Source organism: Cupriavidus oxalaticus, assembly GCF_004768545.1.
Classification (GTDB): domain Bacteria; phylum Pseudomonadota; class Gammaproteobacteria; order Burkholderiales; family Burkholderiaceae; genus Cupriavidus; species Cupriavidus oxalaticus_A.
The window spans coordinates 543,816-570,490 of record NZ_CP038634.1 but is presented as its reverse complement, the minus strand read 5'-3'; the positions used below and the strand labels follow the sequence as shown (position 1 = coordinate 570,490).

The window sequence follows — 26,675 nt, the reverse complement described above, 5'->3', positions numbered from 1 at the left end:
GGCAGGCGAGACACCACCTCGTTCCCGGGCTCAATAGTTCATCGTCACGTTGAGCATGGCTACCCGCGGATTGCCCACGGGCAACACGTTGTTGTTCAGGCCTCCCGCGTAGTACATCTTGTCGAACACGTTCTTGACGTTGAATGCCGCGCGCCAGTGCGATGCCACGTACCCGACGGCAAGATCGGCCACCGTGTAGCCCGGCACGGTGTAGTTGAAGCTGTAGCCGCGCTTGGCGCTCTCGCCGCGCAGGCCGGCACCGACATACCAGCCGGCCAGCGCCCCACGCAAGCGATACTGGCTCCAGACCGAGAAGCTGTGCCGGGGCACGCTGTTCAGCGGCTTTCCGACGTTGGCGGCCGTGGTGTCCTCGGTGACTTCGCTTGCGATGTAGGCATAGGCCGCCGACACGCTGAGGCCATTGCCGAGATCCTGTGTCAGTTCCACTTCCAGCCCGCGCGAGCGCTGTTCGCCGACGGCCATGCTGAAACCCGTATTGACCGGATCGCTGCTGAGCACATTGGTGCGTGTCAGGTCGAACGCGGCCAGCGTCAGCAGGCCGGTTTTGGCGGGCATGTCGAACTTGATGCCCACTTCGTACTGGCGCCCCTTTTCTGGCTGGAATGTGGCGCCGCTGACATCGGTGCCGGCGTTCGGCAGGAACGACGTGGCGAAGCTCGCGTACGGCCGTGCCCAGTTCGTCAGCTCGTACATCACGCCCGCGCTGCCGGTGACGGCATTGTTGTCATTCACGGAACGCGACGACGCCAGCCGGTCCGATGTGCTCGTCCGCGCCGATTCGTAGCGCACGCCGCCAGTCAAGGTCCAGCGCTCTGCAAGACGGATCTGGTCGCGCAGATAGAGGCCGACCGCATCCAGCGTATCGGTCGCGTCGAGGCTATAGGCGGACGGACAGTTGATGCTGGCGCCATAGACCGGGTTGTAGACGTTCAGCGCGGCCACGCGGCACGTCTTCTGCAGGCGGTCTTCCTTCGTATGCCGGTAGTCGACGCCGAAGGTCACGCTATGGGCATGCCCCGCAAACGCAAAGGTCCGCTGCACGTTGGTGTCAACGCCGAACGAATTCCCCGAAAAGCTCTGCTGCGTGCCACTGCGGTTCATCGACTGGCTGTTGACCGCCATCGTGCCGGCCGATACCAGCGTGCCGGTCAGCGACGATGCCTGGTAGCGCAGGTTCTGGTTCAGCGTCCAGCCGGAGTCGAAGCGGTGCGTCAGCGCGTAGCCGATGCGGTTCTGCTCGCCGTCATAAGACGGGGCATTCGGTTCGCCGATGAAGCGGTTGCTCGGCACCACGCCATTGCGGTTCGGCACCAGGGTGCCGTTCACGGGCAGGCCCTGCTGGCGCACGTAGTTGCGCTGGTTGTGGCTGGCCAGGATCGTGAAATCCGTGCGCGTGCCAAGGTCGAGCGTCAGGGACGGCGCGATCCAGCGGTTGCGATACCAGACGTAGTCGGTCGGATCGTCGCTGTTCATCAACAGCGCGTTCAGGCGGAACGCAGCCTTGCTGTCCCTGGCCAGCGGCGTTCCCACGTCGACCGTCATCTGCCGGAAGCCATAGTTGCCGACGGTAAGCCCCAGTTCGCCGAACAGTTCCGCGCGCGGACGCTTGCTGACCATGTTGACCAGGCCGCCGGGCTGCACCGCGCCGAACAGTATCGAGGCCGGTCCCTTGAGCACTTCCACGCGTTCCACGCCGAACAGTTCCTGCGCCACGCGGTTGTTGCTGTCGACGAGCAGGCCGTCGGCAAAGATCGATTCCGATGCACGCTGGCCGCGGATGATGAAGTCGTCCCAGCCGCGCCTGCCATAGGCGTTGGTGACCACGCCGGCTGAATTCTGCAGCGCGTCGCTGAGGTTCTGTGCCTGCTGGCTGTCGAGCAGGTCGCGCGTGATGACGGTGATCGATTGCGCGGCGTCGGCCGCCGATTCGCCCGACTTGGTCACGCCGGCCGCCCGCCGCGTGGCGAAACCGACGTCGGTTTGCCCGTCACTGGCGGCGCTGACCGTCACGGATGGCAGCGTGGTGAGTTCGTCGGCGGCGTGGGAGACAACGGGAGGCAGGAGCAGGGAACTGGCAGCGGCGGGTATGGCAAGACGGCGGAAAAGCATGACGGCCCAGGGCGAAAGCAACGAAAGGCCGAATAATAAATGAGAATAATTCGTATTTCTAGGGATTTGATCGGCTTATTGCCAATCGCGGCATCAGGATGCCGGAGTGGCGGCGACGGCCGTTCACATCGTGTCGTCGCGATCCTCGATCACCGAAATATCCCAGCAGGAAATAAACAGCGCAGCAATCAGAGGACCTATCACAAAGCCGTTGATGCCAAATACAGACATGCCGCCCAATGTTGATATCAGGACCACCCAGTCTGGCAACTTGGTGTCCTTGCCGACCAGGACAGGACGGAGCAAGTTGTCCACGGCGCCAATGACAAGGGTACCGATGGCAATGAGCGCGATTCCTTTCCAGGCAGGGCCCGCCAGCAAGAAATAAACCGCGGCCGGTCCCCAGACCAGCGCGGCCCCGATGGCCGGTAGCAGGGACAGAAACGCCATCAGCGTCCCCCACAGCAACACCCCGTTGATGCCCAGCAGCAGAAAAGCCACGCCGCCCAAGATTCCCTGGGCCGCGGCCACTACGACGTTACCCTTGACCGTGGCGCGGACTACGGTGGTGAATCGGCCGACCAGCCGGCGTGTGTGCGCGTCGTTCAGCGGTATCGCCTCGCGGATGCGATGGGAAATGACCGTACCATCACGCAGCAGGAAAAACACCAGATACAGCATGATGCCGATGCCGACGGCGAACTGCAGGGTGTTCTGGCCAATGGTGACAGCCTGGGCCGCCATGAACTGGCTGATCCGTGCGGCACCTTCGGTCAGTTTCGATTGCAACCCCGCTATGTCGGCTAATCCGATTTCGTTCAGCCAGTTCTCGACGGAAGCGGGCAGGGCCTGTACGGCAGTCCGAAAATACTGCCCGAAGTCCCACTGGCCAGTCTTGATCTGGTTGTAGGCATGCGCCACTTCCTGTGCGAGTGTGGCAATCATCAGGAAGACCGGAACAATGGCCAATAGCACGCAAACAAGCAGCGTCGTCAGCGCTGCGAGATTTTCCCGGTTGCCAAATCGCACCGTCAGCCTGCGTTGCATTGGATGAAACAGGATCGCCAGTATCGTGCCCCAGAGGATCGCGCTGAAGAAGGGCAGCAGTATCCAGATGAACGCAATGGTGACGGCGACCAGAAGGATGTAAAAGCCTTTCAAGTTGCGCATCGGATTGTCCATGAGTCCGGCCTGCGTACATTGCGGTAGTCGAAGCGCATTGGTGTACGTGTGCGGCCTGACGTGGGGTATGCCATGCCGGTCGCTATCCGGAGCAGATCCGTGCGCGGTCTCGAGGGGCCACGGAGGCAGCGCCCGGATTCAGGGTCGCAGAAGCACGATGCCGGTGGTGCCCTGCAACTACCCGTCGAGGTCGCCAGGAGCGTTTCCAAATGAGCTTCGCTCCATGATCCGGTGATCCCTGCCGTGGATCAGCAACTCAACCTTTGCGCGCCTGGCTTTCTCCATGCCGGTAGCGATCGCATGATCCATCGAAGTGAATCGCTGCTGGTTGCCGGAGCGTCCTTCCGCTTCGACCGCCCAGCCGTTATGGGTAGGCACGACGTGGATATTCTTGCCTGGCATGGCGCTCTCCCGGAAGTTGGCAGTATGAGTGTCTGCTCTGTCTCGCCTCCCAGGTATCGGGCGTCGTCTGACAAGGCCGTCGGATATCAGGAGAACAACACAAGCCAGAAGCGACAACGCCCGCCAGGCACCATGGCGGGCGTGCTTCATGACGGGGACAGTGCGAAGGCGGGCTCAACTCATCTTGCCGAGGATCGCCTGCATTTCGTCGACATTGAATGCCCGCAGCGTCTGCGTGCGCACGTTGCCCAGCGCGCCGACCGCCAGGCCGAAGGCGGTCATGCTGGCATCATCCTGGGCCTCGACAGTCAGCACGATGTCGTATTTGCCCAGTGTCCAGAAGATGTCTTTCATCTGCACCCCGAAACGCGCGCCCATCTCGCGCACCGCGGCGGCGCGCTTGGTGGTGTCCTTGACGGCGCGGATGCCCTGGTCGGTGAAGCTGGCTAGCACGATGTAGCGGGTCATGGCGGGACCTCCGGTAAAGGATCGATCGAACGCCGTCCCGGCTGCGCGCACGCAAGCCATCGCCGCAAGCCGGGGCAGTGGTTCAGGACTCCCCGGCGCAGCACCGGGGTGCCTGAGCAACCCCATGCCGATGCATATCGCGCGCCAGCGGCCGTGGCGCGCCGCGTAGCGGGAGATGCCGCAGGGCCGGCCGCCGCGTGGCGGCGCGATGTGTATCAGCCCTGATACAGCGGCCCGCCTCAGTCCTGCGCCGGGCCGCTATCGCCGCCGTCCGGCGTATCCAGCGCGCGCATGTTGTCCAGCAGCTTCAGCAGGTAGTGCAGCGTATGCGTCAGGTCGTTGGTCGAGAACCCGTCCAGCGCCTGCTCGTAGTACTGCCGGATCTTCGGCTGCGCCTGGTGCAGCCACACCTCGCGGCCCGGCTCGCTCATCCGCACCAGCCGCGAGCGGCGGTCGCGCCCGTCCGGCGCCAGCGTCACGTGGCCGTCCCGTTCCATCCGGCTGACCAGGCCCGACAGATTCTGGCGGCTCACCATCAGGTAGCGCGCCAGGTCGCCGACGCTCATGCCATCGGCGGCTTCCGGACGCGACAGCGCGCCCAGCACTGCCCACTGCTGCGTCGTCAGGCCTTCGGCTTCGACCGCTCGCGACCCGGTTTTATGCAACATATTTGCGCATTGGTATAGGCGAAAGAACAGCCGGTTGGCCAGTTCCGCGCGGGCGCTGGTAGGGGGTGCGCCATTTTTGTCGGGGTTAACCATAGTCATTTCCATAGTATTGATGCCTTGCGCCAGCCGTCGACCGCTCCTATTATACGTCAATATATTTACGTAATTGACGGGGCAGGTGGCGGCGGCATCGCCGGCACGATAGCACCGGAACCCTGAAAGGAGAACGGCTGTGCAAGGACTCGAAGGCAAGACGGTCATCGTGACCGGCGGTGGTGGCGGTATCGGCGGCGCAACCTGTTTGCGCTTTGCGCGCGCCGGGGCGGCGGTCGGCGTGCTCGACCTGAACCCGGAGGCAGGCGAACGCGTGGCGGCGCAGATCCGCGATGCCGGCGGCCGCGCATTGTCCGTGCGCTGCGACATTACCGATCGCGCCAGCGTCGACGCCGCGGTGGCTGCGGTGGAGCAGGAGCTGGGCCCGATCGACGTGCTGGTCAACAACGCCGGCTGGGACGTGTTCCGCCCGTTCGTCAAGACCGAGCCGGCGCAGTGGGAGCGGCTGATCGCCATCAACCTGACCGGCGCGCTGCATATGCACCACGCAGTGCTGCCCGGCATGGTGGCGCGCAAGCGCGGACGCATCGTCAATATCGCCTCCGATGCCGCGCGCGTGGGGTCTTCCGGCGAAGCGGTGTATGCCGCGTGCAAGGGCGGGCTGGTGTCGTTCTCCAAGACTATCGCGCGCGAGCATGCGCGCCACGGCATCACCGTGAACGTGGTGTGCCCGGGGCCGACCGAGACCGCGCTGTTCGAAGACTACAAGCAGGGCGCGGGCAACCCCGAAAAGCTGGTGGAAGCCTTCACCCGCTCGATCCCGCTGGGCCGCATCGGCCAGCCCGACGACCTGCCCGGCGCGGTGCTGTTCTTTGCCGGCGACGACGCGTCGTTCATCACCGGACAGGTGCTGAGCGTGTCGGGCGGCCTGACCATGAACGGCTGAGCGCAACCCATCCCGAACTGACAACGGAGACCACCATGCAATACGAAGACATCCGCTATGAAGTGCGCAACGGCGCGGCCTGGATCATCATCAACCGCCCGGAAAAGATGAACGCCTTCCGCGGCCGCACCTGCGACGAACTGATCCACGCCATCAACCGCGCCGGCTATGACCGCGAGATCGGCGCCATCGTGCTGGCAGGCGCCGGCGAGAAGGCCTTCTGCACCGGCGGCGACCAGTCCGCGCATGAAGGCCAGTACGACGGCCGCGGCACCATCGGCCTGCCGATGGAAGAGCTGCACAACGCCATCCGCGACGTGCCCAAGCCGGTGATCGCGCGCGTGCAGGGCTATGCCATCGGCGGCGGCAACGTGCTGTGCACGATCTGCGATTTCACCATCGCCTCGGACAAGGCGGTGTTCGGGCAGGTTGGCCCGCGTGTCGGCTCGGTCGATCCCGGCTATGGCACTGCGTTCCTGGCTCGCGTGGTCGGCGAGAAGAAGGCGCGCGAGATCTGGTACCTGTGCCGCCGCTATCCCGCCGCCGAGGCGCTGGCGATGGGGCTGGTCAATGCCGTGGTGCCGCACGAGCAGCTCGACGCCGAAGTGCAGAAGTGGTGCGACGAGATCCTGGAAAAGAGCCCGACCGCGATCGCCATCGCCAAGCGCTCGTTCAATATGGACACCGCGCACCAGGGCGGCATCGCCGGCATGGGCATGTACGCGCTCAAGCTCTACTACGACACCGAGGAATCGCGCGAGGGCGTGCGCGCCTTCCAGGAAAAGCGCAAGCCTGACTTCCGCAAGTACGCGAAGTGAATGGAGCCAGCGGAGACAGCCATGAATCCCTACCTTGACGAAGACCTGTCGGCGCTGGCCGAACATGCCCGCCGCTTTGCCGACGCCCGCGTCGCGCCCGGCTACCTGGAGCGCGACCGCACCCGCGTGCTCGACCGCGCGCTGATGCGAGAGATGGGCGAGATGGGCTTTATCGCGCCCGAGCTGCCGGAACAATACGGCGGGCAGGGCATGGGCTCGCTCGCGGCCGGTGTGATCCACGAAGCGGTGGCGCGCGCCGACCTGAGCCTGTCGTATATCAACCTGCTGGCCTCGCTGAACGGGCAGATCCTGGCGCATCACGCGCGGCCAGAGATCGCCGGCCCATGGCTGCAGCGCCTGACGCGCGGCGAAGCGCTGCTGGCGATCGCGCTGACCGAGCCGCGCGGCGGCTCGGACGCGGCCAGCCTGCGGCTGCGCATGGAACGCGATGGCGACCACTATGTGCTCAACGGCGAGAAGACCTCGATCTCCGCCGCCGACCAGGCCGATGCCGCGGTGGTGTTCGCACGCAGCGGTTCGGTCGAGGCGGGCGCGCGCGGCGTGTCGGCGCTGCTGGTGCCGATGGACCTCCCGGGCATCACGCGCAACCGCTTCGACTGCCACGGCCAGCGCGCCATCGGACGCGGCTCGATCTTCTTCGAGAACGTGCGCGTGCCGGCGAGCCATCTGCTCGGCAAGGAGGGCGAAGGCTTTGTGCAGGTGATGCAGGGCTTCGATTTCTCGCGCGCGCTGATCGGCCTGCAGGTGCTGGCCGTGGCGCAGGCGGCGCTGGACGAGACCTGGGCCTACGTGGCCGAGCGCCAGGCCTTCGGCAAGCCGCTGTCGGCGTTCCAGGGCGTGTCGCACCCGCTGGCAGACTTCGAGACCCAGGTGCAGGGCGCGCGCCTGCTGTGTTTGCAGACGCTGTGGCTGAAGGACCGCGGCCTGCCGCATACCGCCGAAGCCGCCATGTGCAAGTGGTGGGCGCCCAAGCTGGCGTACGACGTGGTGCACCAGTGCCTGCTGTCGTTCGGCCACGGCGGCTATGACCGCGGCGTGATGGAGCAGCGCCTGCGCGACGTGCTCGGCTTCCAGATCGGCGACGGCACCGCGCAGATCATGAAGACCATCATCGCGCGCACACGCGCGGGGCGCGAAGCGGTACCGGCCTGACGCGCGCCCGACGCAACGACTGGCAGCACACAACAACGAGGAGACCGCCATGGATTTCGACGCCGTACTGATCGCGCCGCGCCGTGCCGCCAGCATTGCCGCCGGGCACTGGCAGGACCGTACCATCAACGACTATCTTGCCGAGTGCGTACGTGAGCGGCCCGACGCCCCCGCGTTGACCGCGCTCAGCATCGATCGTCAACACGTGACGCGCTTCACCTGGCAGCAGCTGGAGCGCATGGCCGACCGCGTGGCGGTGGGCCTTTCCCGCCTCGGCATCGTGGCCGGCGACGTGGTCTCATGCCAGCTGCCCAACGGCTGGCACCTGAGCGTGCTGTACCTGGCCTGCGCGCGCCTGGGCGCGGTGCTCAACCCGGTCATGCCGATCTTCCGCGAGCGCGAGCTGTCGTTCATGCTGGCGCACGCCCGGAGCAAGGTGGTGGTGGTGCCGAAGTTGTTCCGCGGCTTCGACCATGCGCAGATGCTGCGGGGTTTGCGTGAAGGGTTGCCTGCGCTGCGCCATATCGTCGTGGTGGATGCCGACGGCGACGACAGCTTCGAGGCGCTGCTGAGCGGCCCGTCCTGGGAAGACGCAGCCGATGCCGCCACCATCCTGCAGTGCAGCCGCCCGGGCCCGGACGACGTCACGCAGCTGATCTACACCTCCGGCACCACCGGCGAGCCCAAGGGCGTGATGCATACCGCGAACACGCTGTTCTCCAACATCGTCGCCTATGCCGGCCGGCTGCATCTCACCGGCGACGACGTGGTGCTGATGGCGTCGCCGATGGCACACCAGACCGGCTTCATGTACGGCCTGATGATGCCGGTGGTGCTGGGCGCGCATGCGGTGCTGCAGGACATCTGGGACCCGGCCCGCGCCGCCGCGCTGATCCGCGACGAGGGCGTGACCTTCACCATGGGCTCCACGCCTTTCCTCACGGACCTGGCGCGCGTGGTGGCCGAGTCCGGCGCGCCGGTGCCGAGCCTGCGCATCTTCCTGTGCGCGGGCGCGCCGATTCCGGGTGCGCTGGTCGAGCAGGCACGGCAGGCGCTGGGCGCGAAGATCGTATCGGCATGGGGCATGACCGAGAACGGCGCGGTCACCACGACGCTGCCGGAGGACAGCGACGAACGCGCGTCCACCACCGACGGCCGCCCGCTGCCCGGCGTGGCGATCCGGGTGGTCGATGGCACCGACACGGACGTGCCTGTCGGCGAGACCGGCCGGCTGCTGGTGCGCGCCTGCTCCAATTTCGGCGGCTACCTGAAGCGCCCGCAGCTGAACGGCACCGATGGCGATGGCTGGTTCGACACCGGCGACCTGGCCCGGCTCGATGCCGAGGGGTACCTGCGCATCGCCGGCCGCAGCAAGGACGTGATCATCCGCGGCGGCGAGAACATCCCCGTGCTGGAGGTCGAGACCTTGCTGTACCGCCATCCCGCGGTGGCGCAGGTGGCGATCGTCGCCTATCCCGACGAACGGCTGGGCGAGCGTGCCTGTGCCTTCGTGGTGCCGCGCGCCGGGCATGACTTCGATCACGCGGCGATGGTGGAATGGCTCAAGGGGCAGAAGATGGCGCTGCAGTACATCCCGGAAAAGCTTGTCGTGCGCGATGCGTTGCCGGCGACGCCGGCGGGGAAGATCCAGAAATTCAGGCTGCGCGATCTGTTGCGGGATGCGCTGTAGCACGATGCGCTAACCGTTGGTTTGCTCCCCGCTCCCGCTTGCGGGAGAGGGGCCGGGGGAGAGGGGCCGGGGGAGAGGGGCCGGCGCGTGTCAAGCGCGCTTACCGTAACTCCCGCGTTGCCGCGCCAAGCGCCTCGCCAAACAACTCACCCACCAGATCCACCTCAGCCTCGTCAATGACCAGCGGCGGCAGGAACCGCACCGTCGCCCCATGGCGCCCGCCCAGCTCGACGATCAGCCCGCGCTGCAGGCATTCGCGCTGCATGGTACGCGCGAAGTCGCCATCGGCGGGGTACGCGCCGACCACGTCAGGGTCGGCACGCTCATCCACCAGCTCCACCCCAAGCATCAGCCCGCGCCCACGCACCTCGCCAATTGCGGCGAAGTCCGACTGCAGCTCGCGCAACCGTGTCGCGAGCCGCTGCCCCATGCCCTCGGCATGCGCCACCAGCCCTTGCGCAGCGATAGTGCGGATGGTGGCCGAGCCCGCCGCCATCGCCAGCTGGTTGCCGCGGAAGGTCCCGGCATGCGCGCCCGGCTGCCAGGCGTCGAGCGCGCCGTCGTAGATCACCACCGACATCGGCAGCCCGCCGCCGATCGCCTTGGACAGCACCAGCACGTCCGGCACGATGCCGGCATGCTCGAACGCGAAGGTGTGCCCGGTGCGGCCCAGCCCGGTCTGCACTTCGTCCAGCACCAGCGCGATGCCTCGCTCGCGCGTGATGCGGCGCAGTTCGCGCAGCCAGCGTGCCGGCGCGGGAATCACGCCGCCTTCGCCTTGCACCGCTTCTACCACCACCGCTGCCGGCGGCAACACGCCGGACTCGGGATCGGACAGCATCTGCCCGATATAGCGCAGCCCGGCATCGATGCCGGCTTCGCCGCGCAGGCCGAAGGGGCAGCGGTAGTCATACGGATAAGGCAGGAACTGCACGCTGGCGCCGAGCGCGCCCAGCGGCGCCTTGGGCCCCAGGTTGCCCATCAGCGCCAGCGTGCCGTGGGTCATGCCATGGTAGCCGCCGGCGAAGCTCAGCACGGTGTGGCGGCCGGTGGCGGTCTTGGCCAGCTTGAGCGCGGCTTCGATGCCGTCGGCACCGGTCGGGCCGCAGAACTGGATGCGCGCGCGCGCGGCGAACTCGTCCGGCAGCAGGCCGAACAGGTCGTCGATAAAGCGGTCCTTGACCGGCGTGGCCAGGTCCAGCGTATGCAGCGGCAGGCCGCTGTCGAGCGTGTCGCGCAGCGCGCGCACCACCGCCGGGTGGTTGTGGCCGAGCGCGAGCGTGCCGGCACCCGCCAGGCAGTCGATGAAGAGCTGGCCGCTGGTGTCGCGCAGGTACACGCCGTAGCCCTGTTCCAGCGCCAGCGGGATGCGGCGCGGATACGAGCGGGCGTTGGATTCGCGGGCGCACTGGCGCTGCAGGTAGGCATTGTCGTCGAGCCGGATCGGCGCTTGCCGGGCAAAGGCGCCGGCCGAGAACGGCGCGGGTTGGCCATGGGCGAGCGTGGCGAGCGAGGGAGGCGTCATGGTGTCGTTCCTAGCGGAGGGCGTTGATACAGGGGCGTTGGGGGCGTTGACTGCAAGGACTGGATCAAGGGTTGGCGCTGGCGCACCGCGGCGGGTATTGCCGTTGCACGACGCGCACCGCCGCGAGCGGCGTGGCCAGGCATGCCACATAGCGCGAACCGCCGCCGGCATCGTGCAGATACCAGACACCCGCGCCGGCGCGCGCCAGCGGCGGCACGCATCCGGCGCTGCCGGGCGGCGCCACGCGCACCGCTTGCGGCGACGCCGACAGGCCGGTGCCGAGCGCCTTGCTGCACGCTTCCTTGGCGGTCCAGAGCCGCAGGAAGCCGAGCATGGCGTGCTCCGGCTGCCGCTGCGCCAGCCCGGCAAGCCAGTGCATTTCATCGGGCGCGCAGGCGACGGCGGCGCTGTCGCGCCAGTCCGCCCAGGCCATGCCGGCACGCCAGGCTTCGATGTCGATGCCGACCGGCGCGCGCGACAGCGCGATCACCGCGCGCGCGCCGCTGTGGCTGACGTTGAAGTGCAGGGGCGGGTTCTCCGGGGCCGTGGCCAGCACGGGCTTGCCGAAGGCGTTGGCGGCCAGCGGGACGGCGGCGGGCGGCAGGGCCAGGCAGCCGCCCAGCAGCGTGCGCAAGGCCGCGCGCGCCGCGGTAAAGCGGTTGCGGTCGGCGGCCTGGCGAAACGCGGCGGCGCGGGCGTGCTCGTCAGCAGAAAGCACGGTGGGATCCACCGGCGCATCGGCCGCCACGTGCCACACGTGGATGTCGCCGTGCGACGGTGCGGCGAAGTCAGGCAAGCGCATGGCCGGCTTCTCCGCTGAGCGGCGCGGTGCCAAGCACTGCCTGCGCAACGGCATCCAGCACCGCGGGCGCCGCGTCGTGCAGGAAGAAGTGCCCACCCGCGAAGACCTGCTGGCGGCAATCGTGCAGGGTTTCGTCGCGCCAGGCTGCCAGCGTGGCGGGCGGCGCGTGGACATCGTCCTGGCCGCCCAGCACGGTGATCGGGCAGCCCAGGCGCGGGCCGCGGACGTAGCGCCAGCGCTCGCACAGCGCGATGTCGGCACGCAGCACCGGCAGGAAGAACGCCAGTGCTTCCGGGGTTTCGCGGATCTCGGCCGGCATGCCGCCCATCCCCGCGATGACGTCGGCGAAGGCGCCGTCAGGCAGCGTGCTGAACGGCGGCCGCGCCGACGGCAGCGCCGGCGCGCCTCGTCCGGACACAACCAGCGCCGTGGGCGCAAGGCCGTGCACGGTTTCGAGCACGCGCGCGGTTTCGAAGCCGAGCAGGGCGCCCATGCTGTGCCCGAACAGCGCAAAGCGCGGCGCCTCGGTGCGCGCCGCGCGTGCGATCGCCGCCGCCAGCGCCGCGGCCAGTTCCTCGATCGAAGCCGCATGCGCCTCGGCCGTGCGCATGCCGCGTCCGGGCAGGTATACCGGCGCCAGCTCCACCTGCGCGGGCAGCGCGTCGCGCCACCCGTGGTACGCGGTATGGCCGGCGCCCGCATAGGGCAGGCAGTACAGGCGCACGCGCGTAGCCTCTGCATTCGTGGCATCGCCTGCCCGTCCGGGCATCACGGCAAACCAGCGCTCGCGCCCAGGCTGCGGCGCGCTCATGCGCCAGCCAGCGCGCGCTGCAGGCTGAGCGGGCGCATGTCGGTCCAGACCGTGTCGATATGGGTCAGGCACTCGTCGCGATTGCCCTGGAATCCGGTGCTTTTCCATCCTGCCGGGACGGGCTTGTAGTCGGGCCAGATCGAGTACTGGCCTTCTTCATTGCGGACGACGTGGAAACGCGTGTCGGGGTGGTCCCAGCTCATGGCAATGCTCCTTCTGGTGGTGTGGAAACGCCATCGCGGCGCCGGCAAGCAAGTCCGCCGCGATGGCGTCGCGAACGTTCGCGATGATTCGTCGGTCAATATCGTAAATGATAATGATTTGTATTTCCATTCGTAAATTATTCCGCTACACTCGCTTCACACTTTCAATGTGCAGACATGGTTCGCGAGGCTGCCCCCGTTGGCCTCCATTGACTCCCAGGCCGCAACCGGCCTCGCGAACGCACCCGTAGAGGCAACAGGGATATGGACACGACCAGTACCATCGCCGACCTCAGGGCGGACCACCGCGCCGCTGCCGGCGTGGCTACCGCCGCAACCTCAGCCACCTCGGCAAGCAACGCCGGGGCAGGCGGACTGCGTATCGCCCCGCTGTCCGCGCAAGGCGCGCTGCCGCTGGTGGTCAAGCCGGACGGCGGCACCGACTGGCGCGGCCAGTTCCATGCCATGGCGGCGATTGCCGCCGAGCAGTTGCCGCGCGTCGGCGGCGTGCTGTTCCGTGGCTTTCATTTCGATGACGACACCGCGTTCCGCGCCTTCGCCAGCGCCTTCGGCCATCCGCTGCTGAGCTACGAGTTCGGCTCCACGCCGCGCTCGCAGGTCAGGGAGGGCGTCTACACCTCGACCGAATACCCGGCGCACCAGGTGATCCCGCTGCATAACGAGCAGTCGTACACGCTGCAGTGGCCGATGAAGATCTGGTTCCACTGCGTGCAGCCGAGCGAATCCGGCGGCGAAACGCCGATCGCCGACAGCCGCCTGGTCTACCAGCGCCTCGACCCAGCCATCCGCGAGCGCTTTGCGCAACGCCGGCTGATGTACGTGCGCAACTACGGCAACGGCCTCGACCTGAGCTGGCAGCGCGCCTTCAACACCGAAGACCGCGCGCAGGTGGAGCGCTTCTGCCGCGCGCAGCGGATCGAGTTCGAATGGAAGCCCGACGGCGAGCTGCGCACGCGCCAGCTGTGCCAGGCGGTCGCGCGCCATCCCGTGACCGGCGAGATGGTGTGGTTCAACCAGGCCCACCTGTTCCATGTGTCCAACCTGGCGCCGCACGTGCGCGAGACCTTGCTGGACGTGGTCGGCAGCGTCGACGAACTGCCGCGCAACGTCGTCTACGGCGACGGCGCACCGCTGGAAGACGATGCGCTGGCCTCGATCCGCGCCACGCTGGACCAATGCACGGTGCGCTTTCCCTGGCAGCAGGGCGACGTGCTGATGCTCGACAACATGCTCGCCGCCCACGGGCGCGGCACCTTCACCGGCGCGCGCCGCGTGATCGTCGCCATGGCCGAGCCCGCGCCGCCCGGACTGGGCTGAGGCGCGTTTCCCGTCTGATCACTCCTGGCCGGGCTGGCTGCGCCTGCCCGGCGGGGACCTGTCATCTCCAACGCTTTCGCCATGTCGTCTTCCGAAGCTCCCTTGCCGGCCGAAACTGGCGCCCTGATGCGAACCCTGCGCGCCGAAGGCGTGCGCCTGCGCCTGCATGACGGGCGCTGGCGCGTGGCTGGCGACAGCGCGGCCGGCACCGATGCGCAGCAGGCCGCGGCCGGGCTGCTGGCAACCCGCGCCGCCGAGGCCGATGCGTGGCTGGCCGCGCATCCCGGCTACTTCGACCGCTATCCCGCCGGCCCCGGCCAGCTCGCGCTGCTGGCGTTTCATCGCCGCCATCCGCACAGCGCCGCCTACAACATGGTGTTCGCGATCGAGGTGCCGGCTGGCCTGCGCTTCGAGCTGCTCGAACAGGCGGTGCGCCACGTGGTGGACTGCCATGAGGCGCTGCATAGCGGCTTTATCGAGGAAGACGGCGAGATCGTGATGGCACGCCCCGCGGGCTTTGCCGCGGAGGTGTCGCTGACGCGTGCCGACGGCCTCGATGAAGCGGGCCTGCACGCCTGGTTCGAGCGCGAAGCCGACGAACCGTTCGACCCCGATGCGGGGCAGGTCTGCCGTTTCCGCTTCCTCGTCTCGCGCCAGCCGGGCGGCGCCGACCGCATGTGGATGTGCGCGGGCATGCACCATATCGCCGGCGACTACCTCGGGTTCGAGCTGGTCTGCGACCAGATCTTCGCCACCTACGAGGCGCTGTGCGCCGGCGCAGCGCCGATGGCGTCGCAAAGCGGCCGCTACCGCGACTGGCTTGCGCGCCAGCGGCAACTGCTGGCAGGCCCGCGCGGCGCTTCGCTGCGCGCGTACTGGGAGGGCGTGCTTGAAGACGCGCCCGCGGCGCCGGCGATGCCCGGCACGCTGGACGCGGAATCGCGCCACCGCGGCGCCGAACTCGAATTCCGCCTCACGCCGCAGCAGACGGCAGGCCTGCGCGAGCTGGCAACGCAGCTGGAAGTCAGCCTCTTCGTGGTGATGCTGGCGCTGTTCAAGACGGTCGTGCACCGCGCCAGTGGCGAGGACGATTTCCTGATCGGCACGCCGACGGCGGGGCGATCAGGCGCACAGTCCGCCGACCTGATCGGCTTTACGCTGAACACGGTGCCGCTGCGCGCAGACTTCTCCGCCAATCCGGCCTTTGCCGCGGTGGTGCGCGACTGCGCCCGGCAGATGCGCGGCGCGCTGCGCCACCAGCAATATCCGCTGGCGCGCATGGGCGGGGAGGGGCCGCTGTTCCGGCATATGACCACCTTCGTGCCGGTGGGGCCGCGCAACGTGCTGGGCCGCTACCTGGTGCGCGAATACCTCGCCACCCAGCGCGGCGCAGCCAACGACATGAACCTGCGCTGGCAGGACGAGGGCGATCGCCTGCGCGGGCAATGGCGCTATGACGCCGACCGGTTCGACGCGCAGTCCGTCCAGCGCCTGATCGCCACGCTGCGCGCTGCGGTGGATGCTGTGCTCGACAACGCCGACGCGCGTGTCGGGGACCTGCCGCTGTATGAGGCGGCGGTGCTCTCCGATATGCGCGCTGGCCGCATCGAGCGGCACGCCACCGCGCTGGCGGCCTTCGAGGCCGGCGTGCGCGCGCATCCCGGGCGGCTCGCCGTCGATGCCGCCGATGCGCAATGCAGCTACGCCGCGCTCGATCGCGCCGCGACCGCGCTCGCCGCAAGCCTGCGCGACGGTGGCGTCCGGCCCGGCGATGTGGTCGGCCTGCTGCTGCCGCGCGGCGCGCGCATGGCTGCCGCCATGCTTGGCGCATGGAAGGCCGGCGCCGCCTTCCTGTGCCTGGACGCCGGCATGCCCGCCGCGCGGCTGGCGCAACTGGCCGCCGATGCGTGCCTTGCCGCCGTGGTGGGCGAGGGCGAGCGGCCGCAGTGGCTGGCGCAATCCACGCCGGGCGCAGCCTGGCATGTGTCCTCGCTCGCGAGCGAGGACACAACCGGCGCTGCCGCATGGCCCGCCGCCGCTCCGGCACAGCCCGCCTACCTGATCTACACCTCCGGCTCGACCGGCACGCCCAAGGCCGTGGTGGTCACGCAAGGCAACCTCGCGCATTACGCCGCCGGCGTGCTGCGCGCGCTGGCGCTGCCGGCAGGGTCGTCGCTGGCGTCGCTGTCCTCGGTGACGGCCGACCTCGGCCACACCGCATGGTTCGGCGCGCTGCTCGGCGGCCACACGCTGCGCGTGCTGGACGACGCGCTGGCGGAAGACCCCGAAGCGCTTGCCGAAGCCCTGGCAGCGCGGCCGGTCGATTGCCTGAAGATCGTCCCGACGCACCTGCGCGCGCTGCTGGCGGTGGCCGATCCCGTGCGGCTGGTGCCGCGCCAGTGCCTGGTGTTCGGCGGCGAGGCGCTCGACGCGGCGCTGGTGGCGCGCGTGCAGGCGCTGCGCCCGGCATGCCGCGTGGTCAATCACTACGGCCCCACAGAAGCCACGGTGGGGTGCCTGACGCATGCGGTGCCTGACGCCGCTGTGGCGGGTCCAATTCCCGTCGGCCAGCCGCTTGCCGGCGTCAGCGCCTGCGTGCTCGACCGCCACCTGAACCGCGTGCCGCGTGGCGCGGTGGGCGAGCTCTATATCGGCGGCGCCGGCGTCGCCAGCGGCTACCTGCGCCGCCCCGCGCTGACCGCCGAGCGTTTTGTGCCGGACCCGTTCCAGCCGGGCGGCCGCTTGTACCGGACCGGCGACCGCGTACGCATGGACGAAGACGGCGCCATCGTCTTCCTCGGCCGCGCCGACGCACAGGTCAAGATCCGCGGCTTCCGCGTCGAGCCGGGCGAAGTCGAAGCATGGCTGCGCCAGGCGCCGGGCGTGCGCGATGCCGTGGTGCTGGCGCTGCCGTCGCCGGCGGGCGAGGGGCTGCGGCTGGTCGCCTACCTGGTGGCCGACGCCGGCCTGGATCTCGATACCCTGCGCACCACCATGTCCGCCGCGTTGCCGGCGCCGATGCTGCCTGCCGCGTTCGTTGCGTGCGACGCCTTCGCGCGGCTGCGCAACGGCAAGGTCGATCGCAAGGCGCTGCCGCCCGTGCCCGGCGAGGCCGCGGCACCGGCGCAACCGGCACCGGGCGACGAGACCGAGGCGACGCTGGCGCGCCTGTGGGCAGGCGTGCTCGGACGCGAAAGCGTGGGCGCCGACGGCAACTTCTTCGCGCTCGGCGGCGATTCCATTCTTGGACTGCAACTGGTCGCGCAGGCGCGCAAGGCGGGCCTGCCGCTGACGCCCAGGCTGCTGTTCGCGCATCCCACGCCGGCGGCGCTGGCTGCCGTGCTGCGTGCGAACGCGGCGCCAGCCGCCGCACAGGCGGCCGCCATCGAACAGATGCTGGCGGGACTGTGGCGCGAAATCCTGCAACGCGAGCAGATCGACCGCGATGCGGATTTCTTCGCGCTCGGCGGCGATTCCATCCTGGCGCTGCAGATCGTCGCCAGGGCGCGCGCGCAGCAGCTGGTGCTCGCGCCCAGGGACCTGTTCGCGCACCCGACGCTGGCACGCCTGGCGGTCCATCTCGCCGCGCGCGAGAAAACTGCCAGCGCAGCCGGAACGCCAGCGGCTGCGCAGCCCTTTGCGCTGAGCGGCTGCGACACGCAGGCGCTGGAGCGTCTGCGCAGCCAAGGGGGCGACATCGAAGATGCCTATCCGCTGTCGCCCCTGCAGGAAGGCCTGCTGTTCCACCACCTGCGCGATGGCGGCAACGGTGCCTACGTCAACCAGCTGGTGCTGCAGGTCGAGGGTCCGCTCGACACCGAACGCATGGCCGCCGCCTGGCAGGCGCTGCTGGACGACCACCCGATCTTGCGTACCACCTTTGCCGCGGCAGGCGAAGCGGGCGGCGACCGCGCGCTGCAATGCGTGCATGCGCGCGCAAAGCTACCCGTGACAGTGGAAGACTGGCGCGGGGCCGGCGCGCAGGCGGCGCGGCTGGCGGAGTGGTGCCATGCCGACCGCTCGCGCGGCTTCGATCCCGCCGAGCTGCCGCTGATGCGGCTGGCGCTGCTGCGCACCGGCGACGCGGGCTGGTGGCTGGTCTGGAGCCGGCACCACCTGATCGTCGACGGCTGGGGCTCGGTGCAGCTGCTCGACGAGGCGCTGGCCCGCTATGCCGATCCGGCACATGCCCCAACGCCGCGCCGGCCGTACCGCGACTACATCGCCTGGCTCGCGGCACAGCCCGCATCCGCGCGGCAGGCCTTCTGGCGCGCTGCATTCGCCGGCCTGGCCGGCCCGACAGTGCTGCCGGGCATCGCACCCGCCAGCGCCCACGGGAAAACCGCGCCGCTTTGCCGTGACCTGATCCTGCCGGCCGGCCTCGACGCCAGCCTGCGCGCGCTGGCCGCGGCGCACCGCGTCACGCTCAACACCGTGATGCAGGCCGCGTGGGGCATCGTGCTGTCGCGCCACGCCGGCAGCGACGATATCGTCTTCGGCGTGACCTCGGCCGGCCGCCCCGCGGGCCTGGAAGGCGCCGAGCGCATGCTGGGCGTGTTCATCAACACGCTGCCGTTGCGGCTGCGTCCGCAAGGCGCGCTGGCGGTGGCGGACTACCTGCAGGCGACCCAGCACGCCGCCGTGGCGATGCGCGAGTTCGAGCACGCCGCGCTCGCGGAGATCCAGGCTGAGTCCGGCATCGGCGGAGCCCTGTTCGATACGCTGATGGTGTTCCAGAACCTGCCCGACCTGGGCCACCGCGCGCGCGAGGTGGCCGGCCTGCGCCTGCGCCAGCATGACAACATCGAGCAGACCCACTACGGCCTGACGCTGGAGGTCATGCCCGACAGCCGCTTCACCATCCGCTTCACCTGCGATGCCTCGCGTGTGCAGGCGCACCGGCTGGCGCAATGGATGGACGCCTACGCCGCCGTGCTGGCGTCGCTGGCCGCCGGCATCGCGCACGTGGGCGCCGCCGACATGCTCGATGGCGCCACGCGCGCCAGGCTGCAGGCATGGAGCGCGAGCGACGACACCAGCGTGACGCTTGCCGCCTTGCAGGACGACTACGTGCGGCGGGTCGCGCGCCAGGTGGCTGCGCATCCGCGGCGTGTGCTGGCCCGCTGCGGCGCCGGGACGCTGACCTATGGCGACTGGTGGGAGCGCGCCGGCCGCGTCGCCAGCGGCCTGCGCGCCGCCGGCGTGCGCCCGGACGATCTCATCGCGGTGCTGCTGCCGCGCGGGCTGGACTGGCTGGTCGCGCTGGCCGGCATCCTGCGCGCCGGCGCGGCGTGGGTGCCGCTCGATGTCAGCCATCCCGCGGCACGCTGGCAGCAGGTGCTGGCGCAGGCCAAGGCAGCACAGGTCCTGACGGATGCATCCGGCGTGGCCGCGCTGGCCGCCGCCGGCATTGCCGGCGCCACGACGCTGCCCGCATTGGAAGCCGGGGCGGCGCCTGCGCCCGACCTGCCCGCGCATCCCGCGCAGCTCGCGTACGTGCTGTTCACCTCCGGCTCGACCGGCGTGCCCAAGGGCGCGATGGTCACGCGCACCGGCATGCTCAACAACATGCTGGCCAAGGCCGTGCCGCTGGGGCTGGGCGAGGGCGACGTGATCGCCCAGACCGCGCCGCCTTGCTTCGACATCTCGGTCTGGCAGGCGCTGGCCGCGCCGGTGTTCGGCGCAGGCGTGGAGATCATCGGCGACGACGTGGTGCGCGATCCGGCCGCACTCACCGCACTGCTGGCGCAGCGTGGCGTGACGCTGTTCGAGCCGGTGCCGTCGCTACTGCAGGCCATGCTCGACTGCCAGGACGCCGAGGGCCGCGCGGCGCCGCTGCCCGCGCTGCGCTGGGTGTTGCCTACCGGCGAGGCGCTGCCGCCTGCCACCGCGCTTGCCTGGCTGCGCCGCTATCCGGGCGTGCCGATGATGAACGCCTACGGGCCGGCGGAATGCTCGGATGACGTGGCGTTCCACCCCCTGCGCGCCGGCGCGCTGGCGCAGGCGGCACAAGCCACCGATACCGTGCCGATCGGCCGCCCCACCGCCAATGCCGTGCTGCAGGTGCTCGATGCCGACGGCAATCTTGCCGCGCCCGGCATGGTGGGCGAGATCGCGGTGGCCGGTGCCGGCGTCGGCCGCGGCTATCTGGCCGACCCGCGCCGCACCGCGGCGGCCTTTGTGCCCGATCCGACCGGCGCGCCGGGCAGCCGCCGCTACCTGACCGGCGACCTCGGCCGCTGGCGCGAAGACGGCGTGCTCGAATACATCGGCCGCAAGGACTTCCAGGTCAAGCTGCGCGGCTACCGCATCGAGCTGGGGGAGATCGAAGCCGTGCTCGCCGCGCATCCGGCGGTGCGCCACGCGCTGGTGACGGTGCACCGTGCCGCCGGCACCGAATGGCTGACCGCGTACTGGCAGCCCCAAGCCGGCCGCGCGCAGTCCGCGCATGGCGTCCTGGAAGCCGAGTTGTCTGCCAGCGTCGCCGCGCGGTTGCCCGCGTACATGGTGCCGTCCGCATGGGTGTGCATGCCGTCGTGGCCGCTCAATGCGAACGGCAAGATCGACCGCAAGGCGCTGCCCGCGCCGCAGGTCGTGGCGCAGGAGGGCGCACCGCCTGCCACGCCCGCCGAGCAAACCGTCGCCGGCATCTGGGAAGCGCTGCTGCCGGGCGCGCGCGTCGGCCGCGACAGCGATTTCTTCCGCCTGGGCGGCCATTCGCTGATCGCCACGCGCGTGGTGGCGCGGCTGCGCGCCGCCGGCCATGCGCAGGCCACGCTGCGCGATGTCTTCGAGGCGCCGGTGCTGCGCGACTTCGCCGCACGGCTGGATGGCGCCACGCCAGCGGTGGTGATGCCCGCGCTGGTTCCAGTACCGCGCTCCGCGCGCATGCCGGTATCGCTGGCGCAGCAGCGGCTGTGGCTGGTCGAACGCCTGCAGGGCAACGCCGCAGCGGCCTACAACATGGCCGGGGCGCTGCGCCTGCGCGGGCCGCTGGACCTGGCCGCGCTGCGCCAGGCGCTGGCAGCGGTGGCGGCGCGCCACGAGATCCTGCGCACCGCCTATCCCGACGACGATGGCGAACCCTACGCACGCATCGATGCCGCCGCCGACATCGGCCTGTCCCTGATCGACCTGCAGGCGCTCGCGCCCGAAGCGCGCGAAGCGGCACTGCGCGAGGCCATGCGGGAGCACGCAGCGCGCCCGTTCGACCTCGGCCACGCGCCGCTGTGGCGCACCACGCTGCTGCGCTGCGCGCCGCGGGAACACGTGCTGCTGGTCGCCATGCACCATCTGGTGTCGGACGGCTGGTCGGTCGGTCTGCTGGTCAACGAGATCACCCGCGGCTACCGGCACGCGCTGGCGCCGGAACAGCTCGCGCCGCTGCCGCCGCTGGCGCTGCAATACGCCGACTATGCCGCGTGGCAACGCGACTGGCTGCGCGGCGCCGCGCTGGAGCGGCTCACCGCTTACTGGCGCGGCGCGCTTGCCGGCGCACCGGCGGCGCTGGCATTGCCGGCCGACCACGCCCGCCCGCCAGTGGCGCGCATGGAAGGCGACGCCGTCGCGCTGCGGATCGACGGCGGGCGCATGGCGCAGGTGCATGCGCTGGCGCGCGCCGAGCAGGTCACGCCTTTCATCGTGCTGCTGGCGAGCTTCCAGTGCTGGCTGCACCGCGCGACCGGCATGGACGACCTGTTGCTCGGCACCGACGTCGCCGGCCGGCACGACGCCGCGCTCGAGCCGCTGATCGGCTTCTTCGTCAACGTGCTGCCGCTGCGCTCGCGCCGCATCGCCGGCGCCAGCTTCCGCGACGTGCTGGCGGCATGCCGGCGCGACGTGCTGGCCGCGTTCGAGCATGAGGGCTTGCCGTTCGACCGCATCGTCGAGGCGGCGGGCGTGCAGCGCGACCGCAGCCGCAACCCGCTGGTGCAGGCGCTGTTTGTGCTGCAGAACACGCCGGCCGGACAGTTGGGCATGCCTGGCGTGGAGGCCGGCATGCTGCCGCCCATCGAGCGCACGTCGAAGTTCGACATGGCGCTGTTCCTGGAGCCCGAGAGCGAACAGGAAGCGGCGCCGCTGCGCGGCGACTGGGTCTTTGCCAGCGCGCTGTTCGAATCCGCCACCGTGGCGCGCTTTGCCGCCGAATGGCTGGCCACGCTGGCAGCGCTGCTGCGCGCGCCGGACCAGCCCGCCGACCGCGTCAGCGCACACGCCCCGGGCGCCGCGCGCCTGTCCCAACCGAAACCCGAGGAGTCCCGAACCATGGATACCAGCCAACGCATGGCGGCCAAGCTCGACCAGCTCAAGTCGCTGGCCCGGCCGCGCCCGGCCGCGGCCGCTGTGCCAGAGGCGGCCGTTGCCGACCCCGCCAGCCAGGTGCGGCTGCGCCCGCTGCGCGCAGGCGAAGTCTTCCCCATCGTGATCGAGCCGGTAGTGCCGGGCCTGGACCCGGTGGCGTGGGCCGCGCGCTCGCGCGAGCTGGTCGGCGCGACGCTGCACCGGCACGCCGGCATTGTCTTCCGCGGCTTCGACCTGCCCAACCCGCAGGCCTTCGAAGCCTTCGCCGAAGCCATGCACCCGGGCCTGTATGGCAGCTACGGCGACCTGCCCAAGAAGGAGGGCGGGCGCAACACCTACCGCTCCACGCCTTACCCCGAGCGCCAGATGATCCTGTACCACAACGAAAGCGCGCACCTCGAGCGCTGGCCGCGCAAGCAGTGGTTCTTCTGCGAGCTGCCCTCTGCCGTGGGCGGCGCCACGCCGATCGTCGACTGCCGCGAACTGCTGCGCCGCCTGCCGCCCGCGCTGGCCGAGGAGTTCGCCAGCAAGCAGCTGATGTACGTGCGCACCTTCACGCCGCGGCTGGACGTGGACTGGCGCGACTTCTACAAGACCGGGGACCGCGCCGAGGTCGAGGCGCGCTGCCGCGCCGCCGGCATCGACTGCCGCTGGCTGGACGGCGACGTGTTGCAGACGCGCACCGTATGCCCGGCCATCGTCAGCCACCCGGTCACCGGCGAGCGCAGCTTCTTCAACCAGGTGCAACTGCACCACGTCTCGTGCCTGGAGGCCGACGTGCGCGAAGACCTGCTCGAGATGGTCGGCCTGGAGCGCATGCCGCGCCACGTGATGTTCGGCGACGGCACGCCGATTCCCGACGAGGCCATGGCGCTGATCGGCGAGCTGTATGAAGCCTGCGCCGTGCGCTTCGACTGGCAGCGCGGCGATGTGGTGATGCTTGACAACATGCTGGCCGCGCATGCGCGCGATCCCTATGAAGGCCCGCGCAAGATCGTGGTGGCGATGGGCGACATGTTCGACCGCAAGCAGCCGGACGCCCAGCTTGTCGCCGCGCGCCCGCAGGAGAACGTGGATGCCTGAGATGCACGACGCCTGGAGTCCGACTCCCGAACAACAGGCCGCCTGGCGGCAATGGCGCAATGCGCCCGCGCCGCACGCGCACGTGGCGCGCATCGCGCTGGCTTGCCAGCCAGAGCCAGCCGCGGTGGACGCCGCGCTGGCCGTGCTGCGCAAACGCCATGACGTGCTGTGCATGGCTTATATCGACGATGGCAGCCAGCCGGTGGCATGCGTGCCGCAGGGCGCCAACGGCGCGGCCACCATCATCGTCGCGGACGGCGACGCGCTGGCGCTGCCGGCGCTCGATCCGGCGCGGGGCGACGTGCTGCGCGCCTGCCTGTGCCCGCTGGCCAGCGGCGGTGCCACGCTGTGGCTGCTGGCCAGCCCGCTGGCGGCAGACCGAAGCAGCGTGCTGCGCCTCGCCGAAGCCCTGCGCGCCGCCCTGGAAACCACCGCCGCGGACGACGCCGAGCCGCCGCTGCAATACGCCCAGTATGCCGACTGGCAGGCGGGCGCGTGCCTGGGCGAGGACGGTACCGGCGACGCCGGCCGCCGCTACTGGCAAGCTCAGGCGGCCGGGCTGCCCGCGCCGCTGCGCTTGCCCGACGCGCTCGCTGCTGCCTCAGCCACGCCCGCCGAAAGCTGGCGCCACACGCTGCACGCCGCGCACCGCCAGGCGCTGGACGCGACCGCGCGCCAGCTCGGCAGCACGCCCGAGCGCGTGCTGCACGCCGCATGGTGGAGCATGCTGGCGCGCCTGTGCGCGCAGCCGGCATTCAGCGCCACATGGCTGCACGACTGCCGCCGCGATTACGGCGTGATGGCCGGCGCCGCCGGCGTGTTCGTCAAGGCGCTGCCGCTTGGCGTGCAATGGGATGACGAAGCCAGCCTGCGCAGCCACTGGCAGGCGTGGCTGTCGACGCTGGATGGCCACGCCGCGTGGCAGGAAGCGTGGCTGCCCGGTGATGCCGGCCCGCGCATCGGGTTTGCGGTATCGCCATTGCCCGCCGACGGGATCGCGCTGGCCAGTCCGGCGTGGCCGGGCTTCGATTTGGTGTGCGAGGCACTGGACGACGGTCAGGGCATGGCCGCGCTGGCGCTGCATGCGCAAGCCGGCGCGCTGCATCCGCGCGTGGCGCCATGGCTGCTGTCCCATCTCGCCGCGCTGATCGGCGCGCTGCCCGCCGCACTGGATGCGCCGCTGCCGTCGCTGTGGTGGCCGTCCGACGATACCTTGCGCGTGCCGCAATGCTGGACCGGCGACATGCCGGCAGCGGCGGGCGACTCGCTGCTGCACCGCATCGCAGAGCATGCACGCAACACGCCGGCGGCGCCCGCGCTGGATGCCGCCGATCTCGCACTCGACTATGCCGGCCTGCAGCGCACGGTGCACGCCGCCGCGCAACGGCTGCGCGCGCTCGGCGTCGGCCCCGGCACGCGCGTGGCGCTGGCATTGCCGCGCAGTGGCGCGCTGGTGGCCAGCCTGCTGGCGGTATGGGCCGCCGGCGGCGCCTATGTACCGCTCGATCCGGCCTGGCCGCAGGCGCGGCGCCGCAGCGTGCTGGCGCAGGCAGCGCCGGTGCTGACGATCGCGCAGCAGGCGTCGGCGGACGACGAGACCGTGGTCAGTGCCGATGCGTTGCTGGCCACGGCGGCGTCAGCAGCAGAGGCTGCGGTCACTGTCGATCCTGGTGCCGCCGCCTACGTGCTGTTCACTTCCGGCTCCACCGGCGAACCCAAGGGCGTGGTGATTGGCCACGCGCAGATCAGCCACTACACCGCGGCGGCTTGCGATGCGCTGTCGCTGTCGTCGTGCCAGCGCTTCGGCCTGACGTCGTCGGTAGCCGCGGACCTCGGCAACACCACGCTGTTCGCCGCGCTGTGGCAGGGGCGCTGCCTGGTGGTGGCCGGCGATGACGACATGGCCCACCCCGCGGCCTTTGCCCGCTACCTGCGCGGCCGCGCGGTCGATGCCATCAAGATCGTGCCGTCGCACCTGGCGGCGCTGCTGGAAACGGAAGCGCCCGCGGTGCCGGCCACCGTCATCCTTGGCGGCGAGCCGCTGCCGGCCAGCCTGGTCGGCACGTTGCGCCGCCACGCGCCCGGCTGCCGCATCTTCAACCACTACGGCCCGACCGAAACCACCATCGGCGTGATGGTCCATGCGCTGGGCGCAGACATGCCGGCTTGGGCAGGCGGCAACGCACCGCTTAGCCGCGCGCTGGGTGCGACCCGCGTGCGCCTGCTCGACGATGCGCTGCGGCCGGTGCCGGCCGGTGTAGCCGGGCAGCTTTACGTCGGCGGCCCGCAACTCGCACACGGCTACTTGGGCCGGGCGGACCTCGATGCGGCGGCGTTCGTCGACGGTCCCTTCGTTGCCGGCGAACGGCTGTACCGCACCGGCGATCTCGCGCGCGCCACGCCCGCCGGGCTGCAACTGCTGGGCCGCGCCGACCAGCAGGTCAAGATCCGCGGCATCCGCGTCGAGCCCGCGGAGGTCGAAGCCGCGCTGCTGGCGCAGCCGGCGGTCGCGCAGGCAGCGGTGTGCGCAGTGGCGGGACCCGGCGGCGAGGCTGTGCTGTGTGCCTTCCTCGTGCCGGCAGCCGGCAGCGGCATCGACGCCGCCGCGCTGCGCCACACGCTGGCCGCGATGCTGCCTGACGCGATGGTGCCGGCGCGCTTCGTCCCGCTGCCCGCGCTGCCGCGCCTGCCCAATGGCAAGACCGACCGCGTCGCGCTGCGCGGACTGGTTCCCGCCGACAGTGCGCCAGCTCCGGTCGCAGCGCCGGCATCGGACGCGGTGGAAGCCCTGGTGTGCGCGTTGATGGCCGGGTTGCTGGAACAGGGCCAGGTCGACCCGCATGCCGATTTCTTTGCCCTCGGCGGCCATTCGCTGCTGGTGATCAAGCTGGTCGCGCGGCTGCGCCGCCGGCTGCAGGTGGAGATTGCCCCCGGCCTGTTGTTCGACCATCCGACCGCGCATGCGCTGGCCGCTGCCGTCAGGCAGGAAGCTGCGGACGATGACCTCGACAAGCTGGCGCACATGGCACTGGCCGCTGCTGCACCGCATGCGCAGGCCGTGGTGCCGGCGTAATCGCTCCC

At 70.1% G+C, this 26,675-nt stretch carries 17 protein-coding genes; 8 read left to right on the top strand and 9 right to left on the bottom strand.

Annotation, left to right across the window (positions count from 1 at the left end; translation table 11 throughout):
• Nucleotides 1–30 precede the first annotated feature (30 nt).
• The 5 genes from E0W60_RS02440 to E0W60_RS02420 form a co-directional block, all read right to left on the bottom strand.
• A complete protein-coding gene (locus E0W60_RS02440) occupies nucleotides 31–2,130 on the bottom strand; it encodes a TonB-dependent siderophore receptor (RefSeq protein ID WP_135702905.1) in 2,100 nt (699 codons plus the stop codon).
• A gap of 123 nt (nucleotides 2,131–2,253) precedes the next feature.
• The gene (locus tag E0W60_RS02435; RefSeq protein ID WP_167884547.1) at nucleotides 2,254–3,312 is read right to left on the bottom strand and encodes an AI-2E family transporter; all 1,059 of its coding nucleotides are present in this window, start codon (nucleotides 3,310–3,312) and stop codon (nucleotides 2,254–2,256) included.
• A 177-nt stretch (nucleotides 3,313–3,489) separates the two neighbouring features.
• Entirely contained in the window at nucleotides 3,490–3,714 is a 225-nt protein-coding gene (locus E0W60_RS02430; protein ID WP_133094407.1) for a DUF2188 domain-containing protein, read from the bottom strand.
• Nucleotides 3,715–3,888: 174 nt separating this feature from the next.
• A complete protein-coding gene (locus E0W60_RS02425; protein WP_133094408.1) occupies nucleotides 3,889–4,182 on the bottom strand; it encodes a GYD domain-containing protein in 294 nt (97 codons plus the stop codon).
• A gap of 239 nt (nucleotides 4,183–4,421) precedes the next feature.
• On the bottom strand, nucleotides 4,422–4,943 hold the full coding sequence (locus E0W60_RS02420; RefSeq protein WP_135702904.1) for a MarR family winged helix-turn-helix transcriptional regulator: 522 nt from the start codon (nucleotides 4,941–4,943) through the stop codon (nucleotides 4,422–4,424).
• A gap of 139 nt (nucleotides 4,944–5,082) precedes the next feature.
• Between E0W60_RS02420 and badH the strand changes: the two genes are divergently transcribed.
• The 4 genes from badH to aliA are packed head-to-tail and all read left to right on the top strand — an operon-like array spanning nucleotide 5,083 to nucleotide 9,531.
• Nucleotides 5,083–5,850 carry a 2-hydroxycyclohexanecarboxyl-CoA dehydrogenase gene (badH, locus tag E0W60_RS02415; RefSeq protein ID WP_133094410.1) on the top strand — a complete coding sequence of 256 codons (768 nt, stop codon included), beginning with the start codon at nucleotides 5,083–5,085 and terminating at the stop codon, nucleotides 5,848–5,850.
• A gap of 35 nt (nucleotides 5,851–5,885) precedes the next feature.
• A complete protein-coding gene (badI, locus tag E0W60_RS02410) occupies nucleotides 5,886–6,668 on the top strand; it encodes a 2-ketocyclohexanecarboxyl-CoA hydrolase (RefSeq protein ID WP_133094411.1) in 783 nt (260 codons plus the stop codon).
• 21 nt (nucleotides 6,669–6,689) lie between these two features.
• On the top strand, nucleotides 6,690–7,841 hold the full coding sequence (gene aliB, locus E0W60_RS02405) for a cyclohexanecarboxyl-CoA dehydrogenase (RefSeq protein WP_135702903.1): 1,152 nt from the start codon (nucleotides 6,690–6,692) through the stop codon (nucleotides 7,839–7,841).
• Nucleotides 7,842–7,890: 49 nt separating this feature from the next.
• Entirely contained in the window at nucleotides 7,891–9,531 is a 1,641-nt protein-coding gene (gene aliA, locus E0W60_RS02400) for a cyclohexanecarboxylate-CoA ligase (RefSeq protein WP_135702902.1), read from the top strand.
• A 100-nt stretch (nucleotides 9,532–9,631) separates the two neighbouring features.
• On the opposite strand, the gene E0W60_RS02395 is transcribed toward aliA, so the two are convergent.
• The 4 genes from E0W60_RS02395 to E0W60_RS02380 form a co-directional block, all read right to left on the bottom strand.
• A complete protein-coding gene (locus tag E0W60_RS02395; protein WP_135702901.1) occupies nucleotides 9,632–11,056 on the bottom strand; it encodes a diaminobutyrate--2-oxoglutarate transaminase in 1,425 nt (474 codons plus the stop codon).
• A gap of 64 nt (nucleotides 11,057–11,120) precedes the next feature.
• Nucleotides 11,121–11,858, bottom strand: coding sequence for a 4'-phosphopantetheinyl transferase family protein (locus E0W60_RS02390; protein WP_167884546.1), 738 nt, complete (start codon nucleotides 11,856–11,858; stop codon nucleotides 11,121–11,123).
• Nucleotides 11,845–12,669: a thioesterase II family protein gene (locus E0W60_RS02385; protein WP_135702899.1), complete on the bottom strand. Its 825-nt coding sequence runs from the start codon at nucleotides 12,667–12,669 to the stop codon at nucleotides 11,845–11,847. Before E0W60_RS02385 ends, E0W60_RS02390 begins: the two co-directional genes overlap by 14 nt.
• Nucleotides 12,666–12,872 carry an MbtH family protein gene (locus E0W60_RS02380; protein ID WP_133094417.1) on the bottom strand — a complete coding sequence of 69 codons (207 nt, stop codon included), beginning with the start codon at nucleotides 12,870–12,872 and terminating at the stop codon, nucleotides 12,666–12,668. The genes E0W60_RS02385 and E0W60_RS02380 overlap by 4 nt, the downstream gene beginning before the upstream one ends.
• Here E0W60_RS02380 and E0W60_RS36930 point away from each other — a divergent pair.
• From E0W60_RS36930 to E0W60_RS02365, 4 genes are all read left to right on the top strand, one after another.
• Entirely contained in the window at nucleotides 12,871–13,008 is a 138-nt protein-coding gene (locus tag E0W60_RS36930) for a hypothetical protein (protein ID WP_167884545.1), read from the top strand. The genes E0W60_RS02380 and E0W60_RS36930 overlap by 2 nt on opposite strands.
• A 128-nt stretch (nucleotides 13,009–13,136) precedes the next feature.
• Entirely contained in the window at nucleotides 13,137–14,210 is a 1,074-nt protein-coding gene (locus E0W60_RS02375; protein WP_135702898.1) for a TauD/TfdA family dioxygenase, read from the top strand.
• Between the two features lie 126 nt (nucleotides 14,211–14,336).
• A complete protein-coding gene (locus tag E0W60_RS02370; protein WP_135702897.1) occupies nucleotides 14,337–23,594 on the top strand; it encodes a non-ribosomal peptide synthetase in 9,258 nt (3,085 codons plus the stop codon).
• Entirely contained in the window at nucleotides 23,587–26,667 is a 3,081-nt protein-coding gene (locus E0W60_RS02365; protein ID WP_167884544.1) for an amino acid adenylation domain-containing protein, read from the top strand. Before E0W60_RS02370 ends, E0W60_RS02365 begins: the two co-directional genes overlap by 8 nt.
• Nucleotides 26,668–26,675: the final 8 nt, after the last annotated feature.

Bases quoted from the DNA above. Each gene is read 5' to 3' on its own strand.
- E0W60_RS02440 (WP_135702905.1), bottom strand. From the start codon at position 2,130: ATGCTTTTCCGCCGTCTTGCCATACCCGCCGCTGCCAGTTCCCTGCTC.
- E0W60_RS02435 (WP_167884547.1), bottom strand. From the start codon at position 3,312: ATGGACAATCCGATGCGCAACTTGAAAGGCTTTTACATCCTTCTGGTC.
- E0W60_RS02430 (WP_133094407.1), bottom strand. From the start codon at position 3,714: ATGCCAGGCAAGAATATCCACGTCGTGCCTACCCATAACGGCTGGGCG.
- E0W60_RS02425 (WP_133094408.1), bottom strand. From the start codon at position 4,182: ATGACCCGCTACATCGTGCTAGCCAGCTTCACCGACCAGGGCATCCGC.
- E0W60_RS02420 (WP_135702904.1), bottom strand. From the start codon at position 4,943: ATGGTTAACCCCGACAAAAATGGCGCACCCCCTACCAGCGCCCGCGCG.
- badI (WP_133094411.1), top strand. From the start codon at position 5,886: ATGCAATACGAAGACATCCGCTATGAAGTGCGCAACGGCGCGGCCTGG.
- aliB (WP_135702903.1), top strand. From the start codon at position 6,690: ATGAATCCCTACCTTGACGAAGACCTGTCGGCGCTGGCCGAACATGCC.
- aliA (WP_135702902.1), top strand. From the start codon at position 7,891: ATGGATTTCGACGCCGTACTGATCGCGCCGCGCCGTGCCGCCAGCATT.
- E0W60_RS02395 (WP_135702901.1), bottom strand. From the start codon at position 11,056: ATGACGCCTCCCTCGCTCGCCACGCTCGCCCATGGCCAACCCGCGCCG.
- E0W60_RS02390 (WP_167884546.1), bottom strand. From the start codon at position 11,858: ATGCGCTTGCCTGACTTCGCCGCACCGTCGCACGGCGACATCCACGTG.
- E0W60_RS02385 (WP_135702899.1), bottom strand. From the start codon at position 12,669: ATGAGCGCGCCGCAGCCTGGGCGCGAGCGCTGGTTTGCCGTGATGCCC.
- E0W60_RS36930 (WP_167884545.1), top strand. From the start codon at position 12,871: ATGGCAATGCTCCTTCTGGTGGTGTGGAAACGCCATCGCGGCGCCGGC.
- E0W60_RS02380 (WP_133094417.1), bottom strand. From the start codon at position 12,872: ATGAGCTGGGACCACCCCGACACGCGTTTCCACGTCGTCCGCAATGAA.
- E0W60_RS02375 (WP_135702898.1), top strand. From the start codon at position 13,137: ATGGACACGACCAGTACCATCGCCGACCTCAGGGCGGACCACCGCGCC.
- E0W60_RS02370 (WP_135702897.1), top strand. From the start codon at position 14,337: ATGCGAACCCTGCGCGCCGAAGGCGTGCGCCTGCGCCTGCATGACGGG.
- E0W60_RS02365 (WP_167884544.1), top strand. From the start codon at position 23,587: ATGCCTGAGATGCACGACGCCTGGAGTCCGACTCCCGAACAACAGGCC.